Here is an 18,704-nt window from a genome sequence, read left to right on the forward strand (position 1 = left end):
AGTCGATTAATGATCTTCTACTAATGCTGTGTTTCTTGAACGTTGAATCCAAATTATAATACCTACAACAATTAACGCCATTGGTGCTAATAACATAAATCCGTTATTCTCATAGCCAAAAGCATAAACTCCCGTTTTCTCAATAGGATCTCCTAAAACTTTAAATCCTAATAAAGTTCCAGCTCCAAGTAACTCTCTAAAGAAAGCCACTATAATTAAAATCACACCGTACCCTAAAGAGTTTCCAATGCCATCAAGAAATGAACGCCAAGGCCCATTAGCCAATGCAAAGGCTTCAAAACGTCCCATTATAATACAGTTCGTAATAATCAATCCCACAAAAACTGAAAGCGTTTTACTCAATTCATAAGCAAATGCTTTAAGCACTTGATCCACTATAATTACTAAAGCAGCAACTACAATTAACTGAACAATAATTCTAATTTTAGATGGTATAATATTTCTCATTAATGAAATAACCACGTTTCCTATACCTAATACAAACAATACCGATACAGACATTACAATGGCTGCTTCTAATTCAGCCGTAATTGCTAATGCCGAACAGATTCCCAATACTTGTATGGTAATAGGGTTATTGTCTGCTAAAGGATCTTTAATTAATGCCGCGTCTTTTTTTGATAAAAGTCCCATAAATTAGTTGTTTTTTAAGTTTTCAAAATAAGGTACATACTGCTTTAACTCAGATTTAAGCATTGCTGTAACCCCATCTCCTGTAATTGTTGCTCCAGCTATGGCATCTACTTTATTATCATCTTTTCTTTCATTCTTAGGATCATTGTTACCTTTAGCAACCGTGATACCTTTAAACTCGCCGTTGCTCATTAAGCTTTCACCAATAAAATCATCCATGAAATAACGTTGCTTAATATTAGCACCTAAACCAGCTGTCTCACCTTTATGATCAAAATAAGCACCTTGTACTACCATGTTTTCATCCATAGCTACATAAGCCCAAATGGCATCCCAAAGTCCTTTTCCTCTAATTGGTGCAATATAAAATGTCTTTCCATCTTTATTACCAACAAACAAAGGAAGACGTCTTGCGTTCCCAGCTTTAGCACTTGCTTGTTCCTTTTTAACATCAATTAGATAAGCATTTTCATCTTCAGAAACCTCACCGGCCTGAATAACCAATTGCTTAGTTATGTATTTGGAGAATAACTCGGGAGCTTCAGCAGTAGAAACGAAAACAGCACTGCTGGCATCGTTTGCATTAACACCCATGGCATACAAGATATTTTGTTGCTTTTCTAAACGCTCATTATTATTAATTCGTGGTCTTAAAGCAGAAGCTGTAAAGGCCAATAATCCGCCTACAACAATTACCATAGCGATGGCAAAAATTATAGTATATACATTTGAATCCGTTTTTTTACTCATGACTAAGCTGTTTTTGCTTTTAAACGTTTCATTCTTTGTTTAACATTACCTTGAACCACATAATGGTCGATAGTCGGTGCAAACACATTCATTAATAAAATGGCTAACATCACACCTTCTGGATATGCTGGATTGAATACACGAATCAAAATTGAAATAAATCCAACTAAGAAACCATAAATCCATTTTCCTTTGGTTGTTTGAGAAGCCGTAACAGGATCGGTAGCCATAAATACGGTACCAAAAGCAAAACCTCCTATTAATAAATGCTCCCAGAACGGTGCACTCATTAACCCATAAAATTTGCTACTTTCTGAAATTATACCTGCAGAAGCCACTTGATTAAAAATTAATCCCATAACCACAGCTCCTAGTACAGAAGACAACATGATTCTCCAGCTTCCAATTTTTGAGAAAATCAAAAACAAACCACCCAATACAATTAATAATACCGAAGTTTCACCTACTGAACCTGGAATAAAACCTAAGAACATATCGGCTGCACTGTAAGCAACCTCCTTACCTTGCGCAAGAGTTCCTAAAATAGTCTCTCCAGAAATAGCATCTAAATTCTCACCTGCAGCAATAGCTTGATCTCTTTCAACCGCACCGTGCACCCATACTTTATCTCCTGACATCCATGTAGGATATGCAAAGAATAAAAAGGCTCTAATAGTTAATGCTGGATTAAGAATATTCATTCCAGTTCCACCAAAAACTTCTTTCCCTATAACAACACCAAAAACTACCGCTACTGCTAACATCCATAATGGAATATCTACAGGAACAATAAGTGGCACAAGCATTCCAGTTACTAAGTAACCTTCTTCAACCTCATGCCCTTTTATAATGGCAAAAATAAATTCAATACCTAATCCTACGCCATAAGAGATAATAACTAAAGGTAAAATTTTCCAAAACCCAACAAAAAAGTTATCCATAGACCAAAACTCTGGACTAAAGAAACCTGCTGTTGCAGCTTGAATTTCGCCTAATGCAATATGATGCTGATAACCAGCATTAAACATACCAAAAATCAAACAAGGTACCATAGCCATGATAACCGTGTTCATAGTACGTTTTAAATCATCAGCAGCCTTAATATGAGTCCCTCCGTGAGTTACCTCATCTGGTAAGAATAAAAACGTATGAATTGCCGAAAACGCTGGCAACCACTTTTTATCTTTATTCTTTACTTTAAAATCGTGTAATTTCTTTTTTAAACTCATTATCCTATCTCTTTAAGCATTAAGTCTAATCCTGCTCTTATTATTTTTTGATGTGGTTGTTTGGACACACATACAAACTCTGTCAATGCAAAATCTTCTGGAGCTAATTCATACATTCCTAAAGCTTCCATTTCATCTAAATCTTGGTACATACAAGCTTTTAAAACCTGCATTGGATAAATGTCTAGTGGAAAAACTTCTTCATATGTACCAGTAGTAACAAATGCTCTATGCTCACCGTTAGTATTGGTATTTAAAGCATATTCCTTCTTAGGATTTAACCAAGAAAAAGTAAGCGCTCTAGATATAGACAATTTGTTAAAAATTGGCTTAGTCCATCCAAAAAATTCGTAGTCGTCACCTTCAGGAATAATAGAAATGATATTACTATAGTAATCTAAACTCCCATCTGCTTGCACTTGCTTACCAGATAACACGTTCCCTGAAATAATTCTATCGTTTCCGTCTTTCTCTACACCCTTATCATAAACCATGGTAGCTACTTCGCTCCCAATACTAGTTTTAAAATAGCGTGGTTTTTGAACTGAAGATCCAACCAAAGCAACAATACGTTCAGCGTTAAATTTTCCAGTCAACAAAAGCTCTCCTATAATAACAAGATCTTGAGCATTTACTGTCCAAACGATTTCACCCTTATTAATTGGGTCAATTTTATTAATTTGAGTTCCAACATTTCCTGATGGATGCGGTCCAGATACTTTATGTAAGGTAATACCAGATAATCCAGCCAATGGCGAATTAGAATTTTTCCCAACAGAAACATGCACTTTCCCTTCAGTTAGTTTTCCTAAAGCGTTAACAGCGGCTTGTAATTCAGCTTCTTTACCTTGTAGGGTAAAATCTAAATCGGCAGCTAATGGTGCACTTGCATATGCTGAAATAAATATAGCCTTTGGCGATTTTTCAGGGTTTGCAATCACATCATACGGACGCTGTTTAATGAAAGGCCAGCAACCAGATTCAAGCAAATGTTCTTTCACTTCCTCTGCTTTTGCAGCATCCACGTTAAACTTGCCATAATCTTTGTAAGATTGTGATTTGTCAGCTTCAATTCTAAGCGCATCAATGCGTCTTTTTGGTCCACGAACCACCTCAACTATTTTACCTGAAACAGGCGATGAAAATTTAATATTCTCATTGGCCTTATCATAAAACAAGGTCCCTCCAGCTTCTACTGAGGTGCCTTCTTTAGCAATAAGTTTTGGAATAACGCCGTGAAAATCTTCTGGCCTTACGGTGCAGTAGTTACTGATAATCGCTTGTTCAACGGTTTTTTCAGCTTCACCTATAAGTTTAATGTCCAGACCTTTTTTAATACGGATGTCGTTTGACATATTTATTTTATTGAAATTAATTGTCTAAAAATCGGTGCAAAAATACGAATTAAATGCACAGTTTGCACAAAAAAATACTTAGTTTTTTGTCCCTAAAAAAATACCTGCATTTTTAGGCATAAAAATTGATTATATTTACCACAAATATGCTCTCAATGCCATTAAAGTCCTGTATTAATTTTATCATTTTCATACTCCCCATATTCCTTTTTGCTCAAGTTGAAGAAATAAATCCACCAGATTATATTAAAACTGTAAATTTTGGAGGAGATACTGAAGAAACCCAATTACCAATAATTAGTTATGGTGACTATGTCAATCTAGAATTTGATGCTTTAAATGGCAACGAAGAGGATTATTATTATAAAATAAAACATTTTAATTTTGACTGGACTCCCTCGGTCTTGGTACAATCTGAGTACATGGAGGGTTTTGATAATCAGCGCATACGCAACTACGAAAACTCTTTCAACACCTTTCAAATGTTTTCGCATTATAGACTTACCATACCAAATAAGGATACACGAAGACTTAAAGTTTCTGGTAATTATATGCTTTACATTTATGACAATCAAGGGGAGCTAATCTTTACGCGCAAATTCATGGTTTATGAGGACAAAGTCGGTGTGGGAGTAGCTGTCAAACGTTCAAGAGATATAAAGGTAATTGAAAGCAAACAGCGTGTTGAACTTTTGGTGGCATCAAACGGCATGCAATTAAACAATCCCTATCAAACCGTTAAGGCCGTTATTATTCAAAACAACAACCTTAAAAGCGCTATAAAAAATATCAAACCACAATATACCCTAGGAAGTGATTTGGTTTACAAGTACGATTCTGAAACCAGTTTTGGTGGTGGTAATGAATATTTTTATTTTGAAAACAAAGATGTTCGTAGGGCAAGTAATGGGGTTCAATATATTGAACTCAATGATCTATATGAGAACTTTTTGTTTACCAATGCCTCCCGTGCAAATCAACCCTACACCTATTACCCCGATATCAATGGTAATTTTTTAGTGAATAACATAGATGCCGCAAATAATAATGTTGAAGCCGATTATGTCTGGGTGCATTTTTCTTTAGTAGGCGCTGATCATTTTAAAAATAAGAATATTCATGTTTATGGTAGTTTTAACAATTATGCCATTGATGATAGCACACTTATGACTTATAACGCAGAGCGCAATGTCTTTACAGCAGCTCTTTTATTAAAACAGGGTTTTTATAACTATAAATATGTTGCCGTTGATTCTAATAATAACGTGAATGAAGGATTAATTAGCGGGAACTTTTGGCAAACGGAAAACAGCTATAAAGTCCTTATCTATTATAGAGAATTAGGCGCCCGTTATGATCGTATTATAGGTTTTGGTGAGGGCAATTCAGTTAACATTACCAATTAAAACAGCCGTTCGTCTAATATTTCTATCAAACACATCAATTTTTACTGTAGCAACTTAATATTTGTTACTTTAGTAGCCTGAAACACTTTGTATATCAATAGTTAACAATGGTTCAACAAGTTACAAGCGGCATAAAAATTACTGTAGACACTTTTTTTGAAGGTTCGTTTTATAAAAACTATAAAGCGCAGTATGCATTTGCTTACACCATTACCATAGAAAATCAAAGTAAAGATTCGGTACAACTTAATGCACGTCATTGGGAAATACAGGACGCTTTAAACAACCCAGAAACGGTTGACGGCGAAGGTGTTATAGGAAAAAAACCTGTTTTAAAACCCGGAGAATCACACACTTATACTTCGGGCTGTTTATTAACCTCTCCTTTTGGTGCTATGCAAGGGTACTACAGCATGGTTAATTTTACAACCACCAAAAAATTCAACGTAGCAATCCCTCTATTTAAGTTAAGCGCCCCTTTTGCTATAAACTAAGCAAAGACTACATACTCCTCTTACTTTTTTCAATAGGACAAGATTTGACTTCTAGCTTCAGCAGGATAATGCTTTTTTCTAAAATCGCTAGGCCTACAATGACTTCATAAAAACTACTATTCATTTTTGTTTAATACATGTAAGAAAAAATGAATTTTGACATTTTACATCTTGAAACACCTATATTTACAGTATATGACAGATAGGTGACATTTAAATGACGTGCTAAAAAACAATGGATTGTCTTAGATTTGTTTCATCAAAATAGATAAAATGAAAAGCCAGACCTTAAGTGAAAATTTAATTTACCAACGAAAGCTTAAAGGGTATACCCAAGAAGACCTTTCTGACTTAACTACCGTTGGTGTTCGCACAATTCAACGCATTGAAAAAGGAGATGTACAACCGCATTTACAAACTGTAAAATTATTAGCAAAAGGTTTAAATGTGCAAGTTGAAGATTTAATTGTTCTTGATAATCCTAATGAAGAAGTCGTAAAACGAAAGTGGTTGTTATTAATTCATGGAACACCTTTTATTGGATTAATCCTTCCTTTTGCCAATGTGTTAATTCCACTTTTTATTTGGATTAGCAAAGCTGAGGACAATAAAATATATGACGCTCACGGCCGCGCTGTGATCAACTTTCATTGTACTATAAACTTATTGTTTATAATATCTTTATTATTGTTTTTCCCTTTTCCAGGTATTAACTTTTTCGGCACTGGAGCTGTTTTCCTCTACGGAATCATAGTAAGTATAATGAATATCATGTCTTCATTAAATACGCCAACGTATAATTACCCCTTATCCATTCCGTTTTTAAAACCTAAAACGGTTTAACTTTTTTTAAAATTATCACATAAAATATGTTAGGATTATTAGTAATAATAGTGGTCTCATGGGTGCTCCTGCATTTTATTGAAAAAAAGAGTATTGATGCATTAGGTATCATTCCGTATGAAAAACGTCTTATTCAGTTTTTAATAGGATTATTTTTTATGATGCTGGTTACTTTTTTAACGATTTATATTGAAAGTGTTGTTTTGACTGTGGATTGGCAATTGAAGAGCCCTATTGATTACACGTTAATTTTCAAATCATTCATGTACCACCTACGATCTGCATTAACCGAGGATCTTATATTTAGAGGCGCAATCCTGTATATTCTCATAAGTAAATTAGGGGCAAAATGGGCTTTATTAATATCAGCTGCAGCATTCGGAGTATATCATGTATTTTCATACGGAATGACTTCAGAGCGCTTTGTTCCTATATTCTATGTTATTCTGGTAACTGGATTTACAGGATATGTTTGGGCTTACACATTCAATAAGACCAAATCAATAATGATGGCTTTAGGTTTTCATTTAGGTTATAATCTAGTGATGACATTTTTCTATACGTCACAACCCTATGGTGAATTATTATTTACAGAACTATCTAGAATTAATGTATCGGAGTTAAACGGCCTATATTATGCTCTATTTAAAGGTTTATTTCCATCAATAATAACGCTTGCTTTTGTAAAATTTCTACTCTTGTTTGATTTGAAACTCTTTATAATAAAACAACAAACGTAAACGCATGAAGACTATTTTACATAAATATCCTTTTGTCTCAAGATTTGTATTGGCCATTATACTTTTTGGTTCTGCGCTTTTTATAAGCGGCATGTTAAATAAGGGGGTCGTAAAACGTCATTTTCCATATGTATCATGCCTGCTCTTGCTTATGGCTACTTGGTTTCTTTACAGATTGGACAAGCAATCACTAAAGGCTATTGGATTAAACTTCAGTCTTAAAAACATGTCATTTCTCCCAATTGGAGTATTGGCTGGTGCCATGACCTTTTTAGCCGCACGAATTCTTAGAGCTTTATATTTTGGCGAGTCTATAGAAATAAGTACTTCAATAAATTATTCAGCCATATTGTTTTCTTTTTATTTTATATTACCTCAAGTGACTACTGAGGAATTTTTGTTCAGAGGGTATTTATTTCAAAAAACAATAAGTATTACGAGTATATTCTTAGCAAACGTAATTTTTTCAATGCTTTTTATGCTCATTCATGTTTTAGATGAAAACGTTTTGAATAATATGGGGATGATGATTTTACTTGCCGTAACCATTCCGGTTGGACACTTATTATTTGCTACTGCTTTAATTAAATCAAAAACGCTATTTTTTCCAATTGGAATCCACCTAGGCAATAATTGGGCAACACGGCACATTATTACTGATAGTGATTCTGGAGAAAGCATACTTTTCATTCCAGATCAAATAAACTTCGACTCATGGACGCCATTTATTGTGATACTTCTCCTTACCAATGGTTTCTTCTTATGTATCACTTTCCTAATCTGGAAATGGGATAAAATCCCTAAATTTATTAAACGCAAAAATCCCTAAGGTAATTGATGATTTAGATGGAAATTAAGATAATATCACAATCAACACCTCAATTCGTCATTATTTAAAAAAAGATTAATCCAGTCAATCTCGAATATTGATCGCTTGAGACATATTCCTAAATCCTTGCTAACGTAAACAAAAGCTCTAAATATATTCTAGGTGTGTAAAAGGTGAAAATTGTTATAATATTTTGATATAAAAAATCATTGTGCACCATTAAATGGAATGAAAAAAGGAAATACACCTAGGTTAAAAGCATGTATACTGCATAGTCACTCATCTACTTCAAAGAAAATCATTAACTTTAAATGGTATTGATTTCATTCTTAGAAAATTATAAGAATACCTCGTTAAGGAATCATATACCAAAGCGTTGACAACAATTTAAAAATATGAGATTGAGATATCTTTACATGTTAATAATACTGCTTTCCTGCAAACAAAAAAAACATCATCTGATTTCGATAAATTCACTGGTCGATGGGCTCTAGACATTGTTGAAACCAGAGCAGATTCGACTTCATTATGGGAGCCCCGGCAAGATCATTACAAAAATCGAAAAGGTTTTATCATTTATGATGGCAAAGGTGGCATGGGCGTGCATCACGTAACCGAAAATTATGACAAATACGAATTTGTAGGAAGAGGTGGCCTTGACAGTTTAACAAGAAAAGACTTAATACATTTAGCTGACAATTTTGTCTATTTTGGCAAGTACAAGATTAATGACTCCCTTAAAATTATTGCGCATTATATTGAATCTGTAAATTTTCAAAATATGTGGGGCAAAGTCGCTAAAAGGAATTATCTCTTTTCTGGAGATACATTAATACTAAACCCTATTACCAATAAATACCCCAAAACCCGTCTTAAATGGGTTAAATTGAATGATAAAAATTAGAATCACAGTTAGCAATAATCTGAAATAATAGAACGCATTAATTAAAATAATCATGAAAGTTACAGCTGAAAAAAACGAAAAAATTGGTAAAATGATCTTTGCATCCGTTTATTCACATTACATAAATAGGTTAGAGAAAAATGGCAGAACCAAAGAGGAATTCCATCAAGTCATAGAATGGTTAACTGGATATGATGACAAAAAGATACAAGAATTGATTGATGAAAAAGCAACTTTTAAAACCTTTTTTAAAAACGCAAAATTAAACCCTAATGCCCACCTAATTACAGGTGTAGTTTGTGGTTATCGTATTGAAGAAATAGAAGATGAATTTGAACTGTATAGACAATGCAGATATTTAGATAAACTTTATGATGAATTGGCAAAAGGACGGAAAATGGAGAAAATATTACGCGTTGAGAAGAAATAAATACGTGAGTTGCGTTCATGAACATTCTATTTGTTTTTTGTGAGCAAAAAGGTTGATTCTAATAAAAGATAAGTAGCTAATTATTTATTAAATTTAGGTCTAATGAAAACCAAGTCAATTATAACTAAACGAACCAGTTGCATCGTACTATGAGCACTATTAAAAAAAAAAAACATGAAAAACATTATTACTTTTATCATTAGCATGTCTTTATCTTTTGTACTTAATGCCCAAGGAATTATTGGTGCATGGGAAAGTACTACAACTAACAAAAACGGGGATCTAATTAAAAACGTGGTCATATTCGCTGATGGCTATCAAGCATTATCAACCTATGATTCTGCTACTGGAAAGTTTATTCACAGCAACGGTGGCACATGGGAATTGGAAGGTAATTTAATGACTGAAAACATTGAGTTTCATACAGACCAGCCAGAACGCGTAGGCACAAAAGTGAGTTTTGAAGTAGTTATTACTGAAACTACTATTGAAATAGTGGGTAGCAATATGAAATTTACCCGAATAGATAATGGCTCACCAGGTAAATTGCATGGTGCTTGGTTAATGTCTGGTAGAGTTAGAGATGGGAAAACGCAGACAAGAGATACAAGTGGACCGCGAAAGACTATGAAGATTTTATCAGGAACGCGATTCCAATGGATTGCATACAATACAGAAACTAAAAAGTTCATGGGTACTGGAGGCGGAACTTATAGCACCAAAAATGGTGACTATATTGAAAATATTGAATTCTTTTCAAAAGACAATTCTAAAGTTGGTCTAAGCTTAAAATTTGGTTATGAATTGACTAATGGTACATGGCACCATACTGGATTATCTAGTAAAGGCAATCCAATTAATGAAATATGGAGTATTAGAAAGTAATCCTCCATCCGTAAGTTACCACTTTATGAATAATTGAATTATGAAATCACGCATTTTTAGACTTTTAATCATGTTTCTTATACTTACAAGTTGGGCATTTGCACAAGTACCAGTTGTTTCTAAAGGAACTATTGTACATCTGAAAAACGTCGCCTCTAAATACGTGGATTCACGGAATGTAGATATCTGGCTACCTTCAAATTATTCTACCAACAAAAAATATTCAGTATTATATATGCAGGATGGAATGTCTTTATTTGACGCTTCAATTACTTGGAACCATCAAGAATGGCGGGTTGATGAAACCTTAAGTCATTTATTCAAAGAGTACAAATTAAATGAATGCATTGTGATTGGTGTATGGAATAATGGTATTATGAGGCAAAGCGAATACTTTCCCCAAAAGGTATTTGAGTCCTTAAAACAAGACCAACAAGCACAGTATTATAAAGCTGAACTTTTTGATAGTGGTCAACTTATTTTAAATGGAGATATTCAATCCGATAATTATCTCAAATTTATTGTGACTGAATTAAAACCATATATTGACACATCTTATTCGGTGTATACAGACAGAGAACACACCTACGTAGCTGGTTCAAGCTATGGTGGTTTAATTTCAATGTATAGCATTTGTGAATACCCCGAGGTATTTGGAAAGGCGGCATGCATTTCAACGCATTGGCCGGGACTTACAGAACGAAATGAATTCATTCCTAAAGCATTCTATGCGTATTTAGAAGAGCATCTACCTGATCCCAATATACATAGTATTTACTTTGATTATGGTTCAGTTGGTATTGATTCAATTTACGAGCCTTATCAAATTAAAGTTGATGCAATTATGGCAGCAAAAGGTTACACTAATGAAAACTGGATAACAAAGCATTTTCATGGAAAAGATCACAGTGAAAATTCATGGAGCGAAAGATTCCATATTCCAATGTCTTTTATTTTAAAGGAATAACTATTCCAAAGTCAAGTAATCAATACAAAAAACAAAAAAAGAGATAGTGCTTGCTATCTCTTTAAAGCAATATTTTTTAGATATGTTAACCAGTAATTTTATTAATTATTCAAACTGCTTAAACTTGCTGTAAGCGTTTCAATTTTCGCCAAGGCATCCGCCTCTTTTTTCTTTTCACTAGCCACCACCTGTTCAGGGGCATTATTTACAAAGCGCTCATTAGACAATTTCTTTTGTACCGATTTTAAGAAACCTTCAGTATAATTTAATTCTTCAGTCAACTTTTTAATTTCTGCTTCTACATCAATTGCACCAACCATAGGAATGAAATATTCATTAGATTTCACCCTAAATGTTAATGCTCCCTCAATAGCCTCAGCTGCCACTTCAATACTTTCTAAGTTGCCTAGTTTAGCAATAACCCCATCGAAATTAGCACTGGCTTTTTCATTATTAATTACCGAAAAATTTAAAGCATCTTTAAATGCAATATTCTTTTGCTTCCTGATATTTCTAATTCCTGAAATGACCTCTGAAGCAAATTCAAATTCATTAATTATTTCTTTATTTATGGATTTTACTTCCGGCCACTTAGCAACAATTAGAGCTTCCTCTGGTGTTCGCTCTGAAATGTATTGCCAAATTTCCTCAGTTAAAAATGGCATAAATGGATGCAACACTTTTAAATTATTTTCAAAGGCTTCAATAACCAATTTATAGGTTTTAGCATCTATGGGTTTTTGATATGCCGGCTTAATAATTTCAAGTAACCATGATGAAAAATCGTCCATTATTAATTTGTAAATGGACATAAGCGCATCACTCAATCTATATTTACTAAAATGATCTTCAATTTCAACTAACGCCTTTTGAAACTTGGCTTCGTACCAATCAAGCCCTACCTTAGCCGTTTCCGGTTGCGGAATAGTTTCATCAATTTCCCAACCTTGTATTAATCTAAAGGCATTCCAAATTTTATTACCAAAGCCTTTTCCTTGCTGACAAAGGTCTTCATCAAACATGAGATCATTGCCTGCGGCAGAACTTAATAGCAAGCCAACACGAACACCATCAGCACCATACTGTTCAATAAGTTTTAACGCGTCTGGGGAATTCCCTAAAGATTTACTCATTTTTCGGCGTTGCTTATCTCTAACCAATCCGGTTAAATAGACATTCTCAAAAGGTTTTTCATCTTTGTATTCGTAGCCAGCAACTATCATTCTTGCAACCCAAAAGAACAAAATATCTGGTCCGGTAACCAAATCATTGGTAGGGTAATAATATTTTATTTCTTCATTTTCAGGATTACGGATACCATCAAATACACTCATGGGCCATAACCATGAAGAAAACCAAGTATCTAAAGCGTCTTTATCTTGAGTAAGATCATTAGACGTTAATTCTGTATTTTTCGTTCTTTGTTTTGCCTTTTCTACTGCCTCATCAATATTTTCAGCAACTACAAAGTCTTCCTTTCCGTCGCCATAATAATAGGCAGGAATTTGTTGCCCCCACATTAATTGACGCGAAATATTCCAGTCCCGAACATTTTCCATCCAATGCCTATAAGTGTTTTCAAACTTTTTTGGAAACAACTTAATATCGCCATCTTCTAAAACAGACTTTATAGCAGGCTTAGCCAAATCTTCCATTTTCAGGAACCACTGATCACTCAAACGAGGCTCTATAACAGCTTTAGTTCTTTCTGAAGTTCCTACTTTATTGATATGGGTTTCTGTTTTTACTAAAACACCGCTATCTTCAAGTTCTTTTACAATTTCCTTTCTTACAACAAATCGATCCTTGCCTTCATAATGCAACCCATAACTATTAAGACTGGCATCCTCATGAAAGATATCTATTACTTCCAAATTATGTTTATCCCCTAAGTTTTTATCATTTTCATCATGAGCAGGTGTTACTTTTAAACAACCCGTTCCAAATTCTATATCTACATACTCATCTTCAATAATTGGTATAACCCTATTACAAATTGGCACAATAGCTTTCTTTCCTCTTAGGTGCGCAAACCTTTCATCATTGGGGTTAACACAAATTGCTGTATCTCCAAAAATGGTCTCAGGACGTGTGGTTGCAATAATTAGCGTTTCTGAAGCACCTTCTATTTTATAGCTTAAATAATATAAATTTCCCTGACGTTCTTCATGAATTACTTCTTCATCAGATAATGTTGTTTTTGCTTCCGGATCCCAATTCACCATGCGATACCCGCGATAAATCAAACCTTTTTCATAAAGATCTACAAACACTTTAATAACCGCTTCACTCATGTCATCATCCATTGTGAATTTGGTTCTATCCCAATCACATGAACAACCCAATTTCTTAAGCTGTTCTAGAATCACACCACCATATTCCTCGGTCCAATCCCATGCATGTTTTAAAAACTCATCACGCGATAAATCGTTTTTATCAATGCCTTGCTCCTTTAACTTAGCAACAACCTTAGCCTCTGTAGCAATAGAGGCATGATCTGTACCCGGCACCCAACATGCGTTCTTACCTAAAAGGCGTGCACGACGAATCAACACATCTTGTATCGTGTTATTCAGCATATGTCCCATATGCAATACACCAGTTACATTTGGTGGCGGAATTACTATAGTATACGGCTCTCTTTCATCTGGTTCTGAATGAAAATAATTATTGGTCATCCAGTAGTTATACCACTTATCTTCTACCTGACTTGCATCATATTTTGATGGAATTTGCATGCTTTAGAATAATTTTTGAATAATGATTGCAAAAGTACTTATATTTCTGTTGTTGTGAAACAATAAAATCAATAGATAAAACAGAAATAAGTTAAGATTTTAACAGTTCTTAAACGTATCAGATGAAAGCCTATATGTACTTTTGTGATGTTATTTGTAGATTAACAAAAGTGTATTACATCTATTTTTTTTGCAGGTTGTAGAAAAAACAAGTATGTTTGACTAAGAAATGTCTTAATACCCTTTGCTTTACTTTTTGACTAATAAAGAAATAAATTGAAGTATTAAAACCTAAAAATAAATATCATGAAACATTATATTACAATATTATTTATTGCATTGATAAGTTTATCTATTGATGCTCAAGCGAAAATCGAATTTAAATCTGAAACCATTGATTACGGTACTGTAGAAAAAGGATCAAACGGGGTTAGAGTTTTTGAATTTACCAACACTGGAGATGAACCACTTATCATTTCGAAAGTATCTTCAAGCTGTGGATGTACTATTCCTAAAAAACCAAAAGACCCTATTTTACCAGGAAAAACAGGTGAGATTGAAGTAAAATACGATACCAATAGAGTAAACCCTATTAGAAAAACAATTACTGTAATTTCAAATGCTGATACACCTACTGTGGCCTTAAAAATAAAAGGTCTAGTTGTAGACCCTAGCAACGTGAATGTTTTAGAAAAAAAAGATAAAAGCGTGATGCAACAGTAAAACGAAACGTTTTAAAACAAAAAAGGCTTAAACATCTGTTTAAGCCTTTTTTGTTTTAGTGCATTATAAAACCGCTTTTAAAAAGAATGTGAAATACATTATATTCCCACCTCTTTCTATTTTTAATTTTATTCTTCTTCCATTATCTTCATAAAACATCTCTAAAATTTCTTGTAAAGAATATTGTTTGGTATCCTTACCATTAATACTTAAAATAAGATCATCTACCATTAATCCAGCTTCACTTGCGGGAGAATTATCACGTATTTCGGCAATAACATAGGCAGGTTTTAATTGTATTTTATAACGCTCGGTACTTTTAACAGAAAAAACATTTTTTGACTGATTCTTTTTTTGAAAACTCAATTTATCCGCACCAGATTCAACATCAACCTCCTTAACAGTCCTCATGCCATCATGAGCCAATTCAATCCCACTTTTATTATAACTAAATTTTTCATTATAATATTTATTCTTTTTCATTCTAAGCTGCCCTTTTTGATAATCAAAAGTCATATTAAAACGCTTTAAAATGTTTCCAGCAATACTACCATTTCGATCCTTAATTCTTTGCGCAAAAACCGTAAATTCAGAATCTGGGAAAGCCACATTAACATTCTTAAATTCAAATGATTTTAATGAAAATGATTTTACTTTAGAACGATGGCCATAAACACTTCCCGTAAGCCCATGACCTAGAAAGTCATGGAACATATTACCTTCAGGACTAAGGCCTATAGAGTCGTTTTCAAACAGCCATAATGAATCACTACCACCAGAATCAATGAGTAACTTCAACGGAATATTCTTTTGATTTAAAGAAACATTGGCTTGAATATAAGGTTTTCTCTTATGGAACTTTAAATCAAAGTATTCACAGGACTTGCATGGTTTCTTTTTAAAGAAAGCTGGTTCGGTCAGTATAATGGTCTGATTTGAATAATTTATCTGAACTATTAAATCCTTAAACAAATCATATCCAATAATTCCATGAACGGGAAAACCTAACCTAGGTGCCAAACTCAAGTTTGAGTTATATACGGCATATAAATCCTGTTCAAGCTTGATGGCATCACCTAATTTCAATATATTATTTCCAGATTTTAATGCCTCGACTGATTTATCACCGCCTAACCCCCTGAGATATATTGTTTCTGGATCTTTTAATTTTAAAGTATTAGAGACATTTAAAAAATTAAAGATAATAGGTTTACTAACACCCGTATCCAACAAAAAAGACAAGGTCACCCCATTAACTTCCAAAGGAATAACAATTAAATTATGAATGAGTTTGAATTTAATTTTATCTGAATGTTTCTTGTTTTGAATTACAAACTTATCTTGAGCAAAGCCAAAAAAGCTCTGACTTAAGAACAAGCAAACTAAGAGAATAGTTTTTTTCATGTAATATTATTGATTTTAAAGATATTAAATTACAAAGCTTTAGACAAGCTCTAAGATTTAAAGGTGTTTTTTTAAATAACTTTAAGATTATTTTCTCAACTTTGTAGTTAAACTTCTAAACATGCCTGTAATATCTAAGAAAGGACTTGAAATGCCTGCTTCTCCTATTCGAAAACTTGTTCCTTATGCTGAACAGGCTACTAAAAAAGGAAAAAAAATATATTATTTAAATATAGGTCAGCCAGATATAAAAACTCCAGAAATTGCACTCGAAGCGGTTAAACAGAATGATATTAAGATTTTGTCATATTCAAAGTCTGAAGGTTCTGAAACGTACAGAAAAAAAATTACGTCCTATTATCTAAAAAATAATATAAAGGTTAGTTCTGAAGACATTATTGTGACCACAGGCGGAAGTGAAGCTCTATTATTCACCTTTGGCACCGTCATGGATGTTAATGATGAAATTATTATCCCTGAACCTTTTTATGCCAATTATAATGGCTTTTCACAGGCATCTGGAATCAAAGTGGTTCCTGTTATTTCTAAAATTGAAGATGATTTTAAATTACCTCCTATAGAGGAATTTGAAAAATTAATAACAAATAAAACCAAGGCCATATTAATTTGTAACCCAGGAAACCCAACAGGTTACTTGTATTCAAAGGAGGAAATTCAAAAATTAGCTGCTATTGTAAAAAAACATGACTTATTTTTAATTGCAGATGAGGTCTACAGAGAATTTACCTATGATGGGATACAACATTACTCTATAATGGAAGAGGAAGGTTTAGAGGAATATGGTATCATGATAGACTCTGTTTCAAAACGCTATAGTATGTGCGGGGCAAGAATAGGATGTTTAGTTAGCAAAAACAAAAGTGTAATTGAAACAGCTTTAAAGTTTGCCCAAGCTAGACTGAGTCCACCAACATATGCTCAAATAGCTAGTGAAGCTGCGTTAGATACCCCACAAAGTTATTTTGATGATGTTATTGAAGAGTATGTTGAAAGACGAAATACCCTAATAAAACATTTAGAGAACATAGAGGGCGTAAAAGTAGCTAAACCCAAAGGCGCTTTTTATTGTATTGCTGAATTACCTATTAAAAACTCTGATCATTTTGCACAATGGCTTTTAGAAGATTTTGATGTTGATAATGAAACAATTATGGTTGCTCCCGCAGGTGGGTTTTATTCAACCCCAGGGGTAGGTCTAAACCAAATAAGAATTGCTTACGTACTTAATAAAGAAAGCTTAATCAAAGCCGCCCATATTTTAAAAGAAGCCCTAAAAGTTTATAAAGACTAGTGCAAATACAAAATAATATATCTCTTAAACCATACAATACGTTTGGCATTGACACAAACGCTAAGTATTTTACTGTAGCGAGCAATATAGCTGACCTACAAAGCATACTAACATTAGCGGATTACCCTAAAAAATTAATTTTGGGTGGAGGAAGTAACATATTGTTTACAAAAGACTTTGAAGGTTTAGTCATTCTTAACGAAATAAAAGGGAAAGAAGTCATTTTTGAAGATGAAAACTTCGCTTATATTAAATGTAATGCTGGAGAAAACTGGCATGAATTTGTCATGTGGTGCATAGACAATGATTATGGAGGTTTAGAAAACTTATCATTAATTCCCGGTAATGTTGGTACAGCACCCATCCAAAATATTGGCGCCTATGGTGTTGAAATAAAGGACGTTTTCGAATCCTGTGACGCCATTTCTATAACTACTGGAACACTAGAAACATTCACAAAATCTAAATGTAATTTTGGCTATAGAAATTCTATTTTCAAACAAGAGTTAAAGGGGCAATATGTCATTACAAGTGTTACTTTTAAACTTACCAAGCGCCATCATAAACTGCATGTAAATTACGGCGCAATATCTTCTGAATTAGATAAAAATGGGATAGAACATCCTTCAATTAAGGATATTTCAAAAGCCGTAATAAATATTAGAGAAAGTAAATTACCCAACCCAAAAGAGATTGGTAATAGTGGTAGTTTTTTTAAAAATCCCGTGATTCCTAAAACGCATTTTGAAGTGTTGCATAAAAACTTCAAAGATATTCCAAGTTACCCAGTATCTGATACTGAGGTTAAGGTACCTGCCGGTTGGCTAATTGAAAAATCTGGTTTCAAGGGAAAAACTTTTAATAATTATGGCGTGCATAAAAAACAAGCTTTAGTGCTTGTTAATTATGGAGGCGCTAAAGGTTTAGACATCTTAAATTTATCCAAACTCATTCAAAAAACGGTAAAGCTTCTTTTTGGCATTACTATTGAAGCAGAAGTAAATATCTTATAATCGAAAAGAAATTTCTAAATTTGAATTT

General features: G+C 33.4%; 18 protein-coding genes. 12 read left to right on the plus strand and 6 right to left on the minus strand.

Annotated elements, in window-relative coordinates; all coding sequences use genetic code 11:
• Window positions 1-6: 6 nt before the first annotated feature.
• The 4 genes from IE051_RS10010 to IE051_RS10025 are packed head-to-tail and all read right to left on the minus strand — an operon-like array spanning window position 7 to window position 3,988.
• Window positions 7-654 (minus strand): NADH:ubiquinone reductase (Na(+)-transporting) subunit D, encoded by a 648-nt coding sequence (locus IE051_RS10010; RefSeq protein WP_189360638.1) that lies wholly within the window; start codon window positions 652-654, stop codon window positions 7-9.
• 3 nt (window positions 655-657) lie between these two features.
• Window positions 658-1,404, minus strand: a complete 747-nt coding sequence (locus IE051_RS10015; RefSeq protein ID WP_189360639.1) for a Na(+)-translocating NADH-quinone reductase subunit C — start codon at window positions 1,402-1,404, stop codon at window positions 658-660.
• Window positions 1,405-1,406: 2 nt separating this feature from the next.
• A complete protein-coding gene (locus IE051_RS10020; RefSeq protein WP_189360640.1) occupies window positions 1,407-2,633 on the minus strand; it encodes an NADH:ubiquinone reductase (Na(+)-transporting) subunit B in 1,227 nt (408 codons plus the stop codon).
• Window positions 2,633-3,988, minus strand: coding sequence for a Na(+)-translocating NADH-quinone reductase subunit A (locus tag IE051_RS10025; protein WP_189360641.1), 1,356 nt, complete (start codon window positions 3,986-3,988; stop codon window positions 2,633-2,635). Before IE051_RS10025 ends, IE051_RS10020 begins: the two co-directional genes overlap by 1 nt.
• Window positions 3,989-4,143: 155 nt before the next feature.
• On the opposite strand from IE051_RS10025, the gene IE051_RS10030 reads away from it, so the two are divergent.
• From IE051_RS10030 to IE051_RS10070, 9 genes are all read left to right on the plus strand, one after another.
• Complete coding sequence (locus IE051_RS10030) at window positions 4,144-5,394, plus strand: type IX secretion system plug protein (RefSeq protein WP_189360642.1); 1,251 nt, start codon at window positions 4,144-4,146, stop codon at window positions 5,392-5,394.
• 107 nt (window positions 5,395-5,501) lie between these two features.
• Window positions 5,502-5,888 (plus strand): Co2+/Mg2+ efflux facilitator ApaG/CorD, encoded by a 387-nt coding sequence (gene apaG, locus IE051_RS10035; protein WP_189360643.1) that lies wholly within the window; start codon window positions 5,502-5,504, stop codon window positions 5,886-5,888.
• 273 nt (window positions 5,889-6,161) lie between these two features.
• Window positions 6,162-6,731, plus strand: a complete 570-nt coding sequence (locus IE051_RS10040; RefSeq protein ID WP_189360644.1) for a helix-turn-helix domain-containing protein — start codon at window positions 6,162-6,164, stop codon at window positions 6,729-6,731.
• A gap of 26 nt (window positions 6,732-6,757) precedes the next feature.
• On the plus strand, window positions 6,758-7,471 hold the full coding sequence (locus IE051_RS10045) for a CPBP family intramembrane glutamic endopeptidase (protein WP_189360645.1): 714 nt from the start codon (window positions 6,758-6,760) through the stop codon (window positions 7,469-7,471).
• A gap of 4 nt (window positions 7,472-7,475) precedes the next feature.
• Window positions 7,476-8,300, plus strand: coding sequence for a CPBP family intramembrane glutamic endopeptidase (locus IE051_RS10050; protein ID WP_189360646.1), 825 nt, complete (start codon window positions 7,476-7,478; stop codon window positions 8,298-8,300).
• Window positions 8,301-8,796: 496 nt separating this feature from the next.
• Window positions 8,797-9,204, plus strand: coding sequence for a lipocalin-like domain-containing protein (locus tag IE051_RS10055; RefSeq protein WP_229796789.1), 408 nt, complete (start codon window positions 8,797-8,799; stop codon window positions 9,202-9,204).
• A 52-nt stretch (window positions 9,205-9,256) separates the two neighbouring features.
• Window positions 9,257-9,634, plus strand: a complete 378-nt coding sequence (locus IE051_RS10060; RefSeq protein WP_189360647.1) for a DUF2200 domain-containing protein — start codon at window positions 9,257-9,259, stop codon at window positions 9,632-9,634.
• A gap of 174 nt (window positions 9,635-9,808) precedes the next feature.
• Window positions 9,809-10,519, plus strand: a complete 711-nt coding sequence (locus IE051_RS10065; RefSeq protein ID WP_189360648.1) for a membrane or secreted protein — start codon at window positions 9,809-9,811, stop codon at window positions 10,517-10,519.
• A 40-nt stretch (window positions 10,520-10,559) separates the two neighbouring features.
• Window positions 10,560-11,486 carry an alpha/beta hydrolase gene (locus IE051_RS10070; protein ID WP_189360649.1) on the plus strand — a complete coding sequence of 309 codons (927 nt, stop codon included), beginning with the start codon at window positions 10,560-10,562 and terminating at the stop codon, window positions 11,484-11,486.
• A gap of 101 nt (window positions 11,487-11,587) precedes the next feature.
• On the opposite strand, the gene IE051_RS10075 is transcribed toward IE051_RS10070, so the two are convergent.
• Window positions 11,588-14,224 (minus strand): valine--tRNA ligase, encoded by a 2,637-nt coding sequence (locus tag IE051_RS10075; RefSeq protein ID WP_189360650.1) that lies wholly within the window; start codon window positions 14,222-14,224, stop codon window positions 11,588-11,590.
• A gap of 306 nt (window positions 14,225-14,530) precedes the next feature.
• On the opposite strand from IE051_RS10075, the gene IE051_RS10080 reads away from it, so the two are divergent.
• Entirely contained in the window at window positions 14,531-14,947 is a 417-nt protein-coding gene (locus tag IE051_RS10080) for a DUF1573 domain-containing protein (RefSeq protein WP_189360651.1), read from the plus strand.
• Window positions 14,948-15,010: 63 nt separating this feature from the next.
• On the opposite strand, the gene IE051_RS10085 is transcribed toward IE051_RS10080, so the two are convergent.
• Window positions 15,011-16,351 (minus strand): PDZ domain-containing protein, encoded by a 1,341-nt coding sequence (locus IE051_RS10085; RefSeq protein WP_189360652.1) that lies wholly within the window; start codon window positions 16,349-16,351, stop codon window positions 15,011-15,013.
• A 121-nt stretch (window positions 16,352-16,472) separates the two neighbouring features.
• Here IE051_RS10085 and IE051_RS10090 point away from each other — a divergent pair, with 121 nt between their 5' ends.
• Both IE051_RS10090 and murB read left to right on the plus strand, forming a co-directional pair.
• Window positions 16,473-17,663, plus strand: coding sequence for a pyridoxal phosphate-dependent aminotransferase (locus IE051_RS10090; RefSeq protein ID WP_189360653.1), 1,191 nt, complete (start codon window positions 16,473-16,475; stop codon window positions 17,661-17,663).
• The gene (gene murB, locus IE051_RS10095) at window positions 17,663-18,676 is read left to right on the plus strand and encodes a UDP-N-acetylmuramate dehydrogenase (protein WP_189360654.1); all 1,014 of its coding nucleotides are present in this window, start codon (window positions 17,663-17,665) and stop codon (window positions 18,674-18,676) included. The genes IE051_RS10090 and murB overlap by 1 nt, the downstream gene beginning before the upstream one ends.
• Window positions 18,677-18,704: the final 28 nt, after the last annotated feature.

The sequence above is a fragment of the Algibacter mikhailovii genome, from assembly GCF_014651495.1.
Classification (GTDB): domain Bacteria; phylum Bacteroidota; class Bacteroidia; order Flavobacteriales; family Flavobacteriaceae; genus Algibacter_E; species Algibacter_E mikhailovii.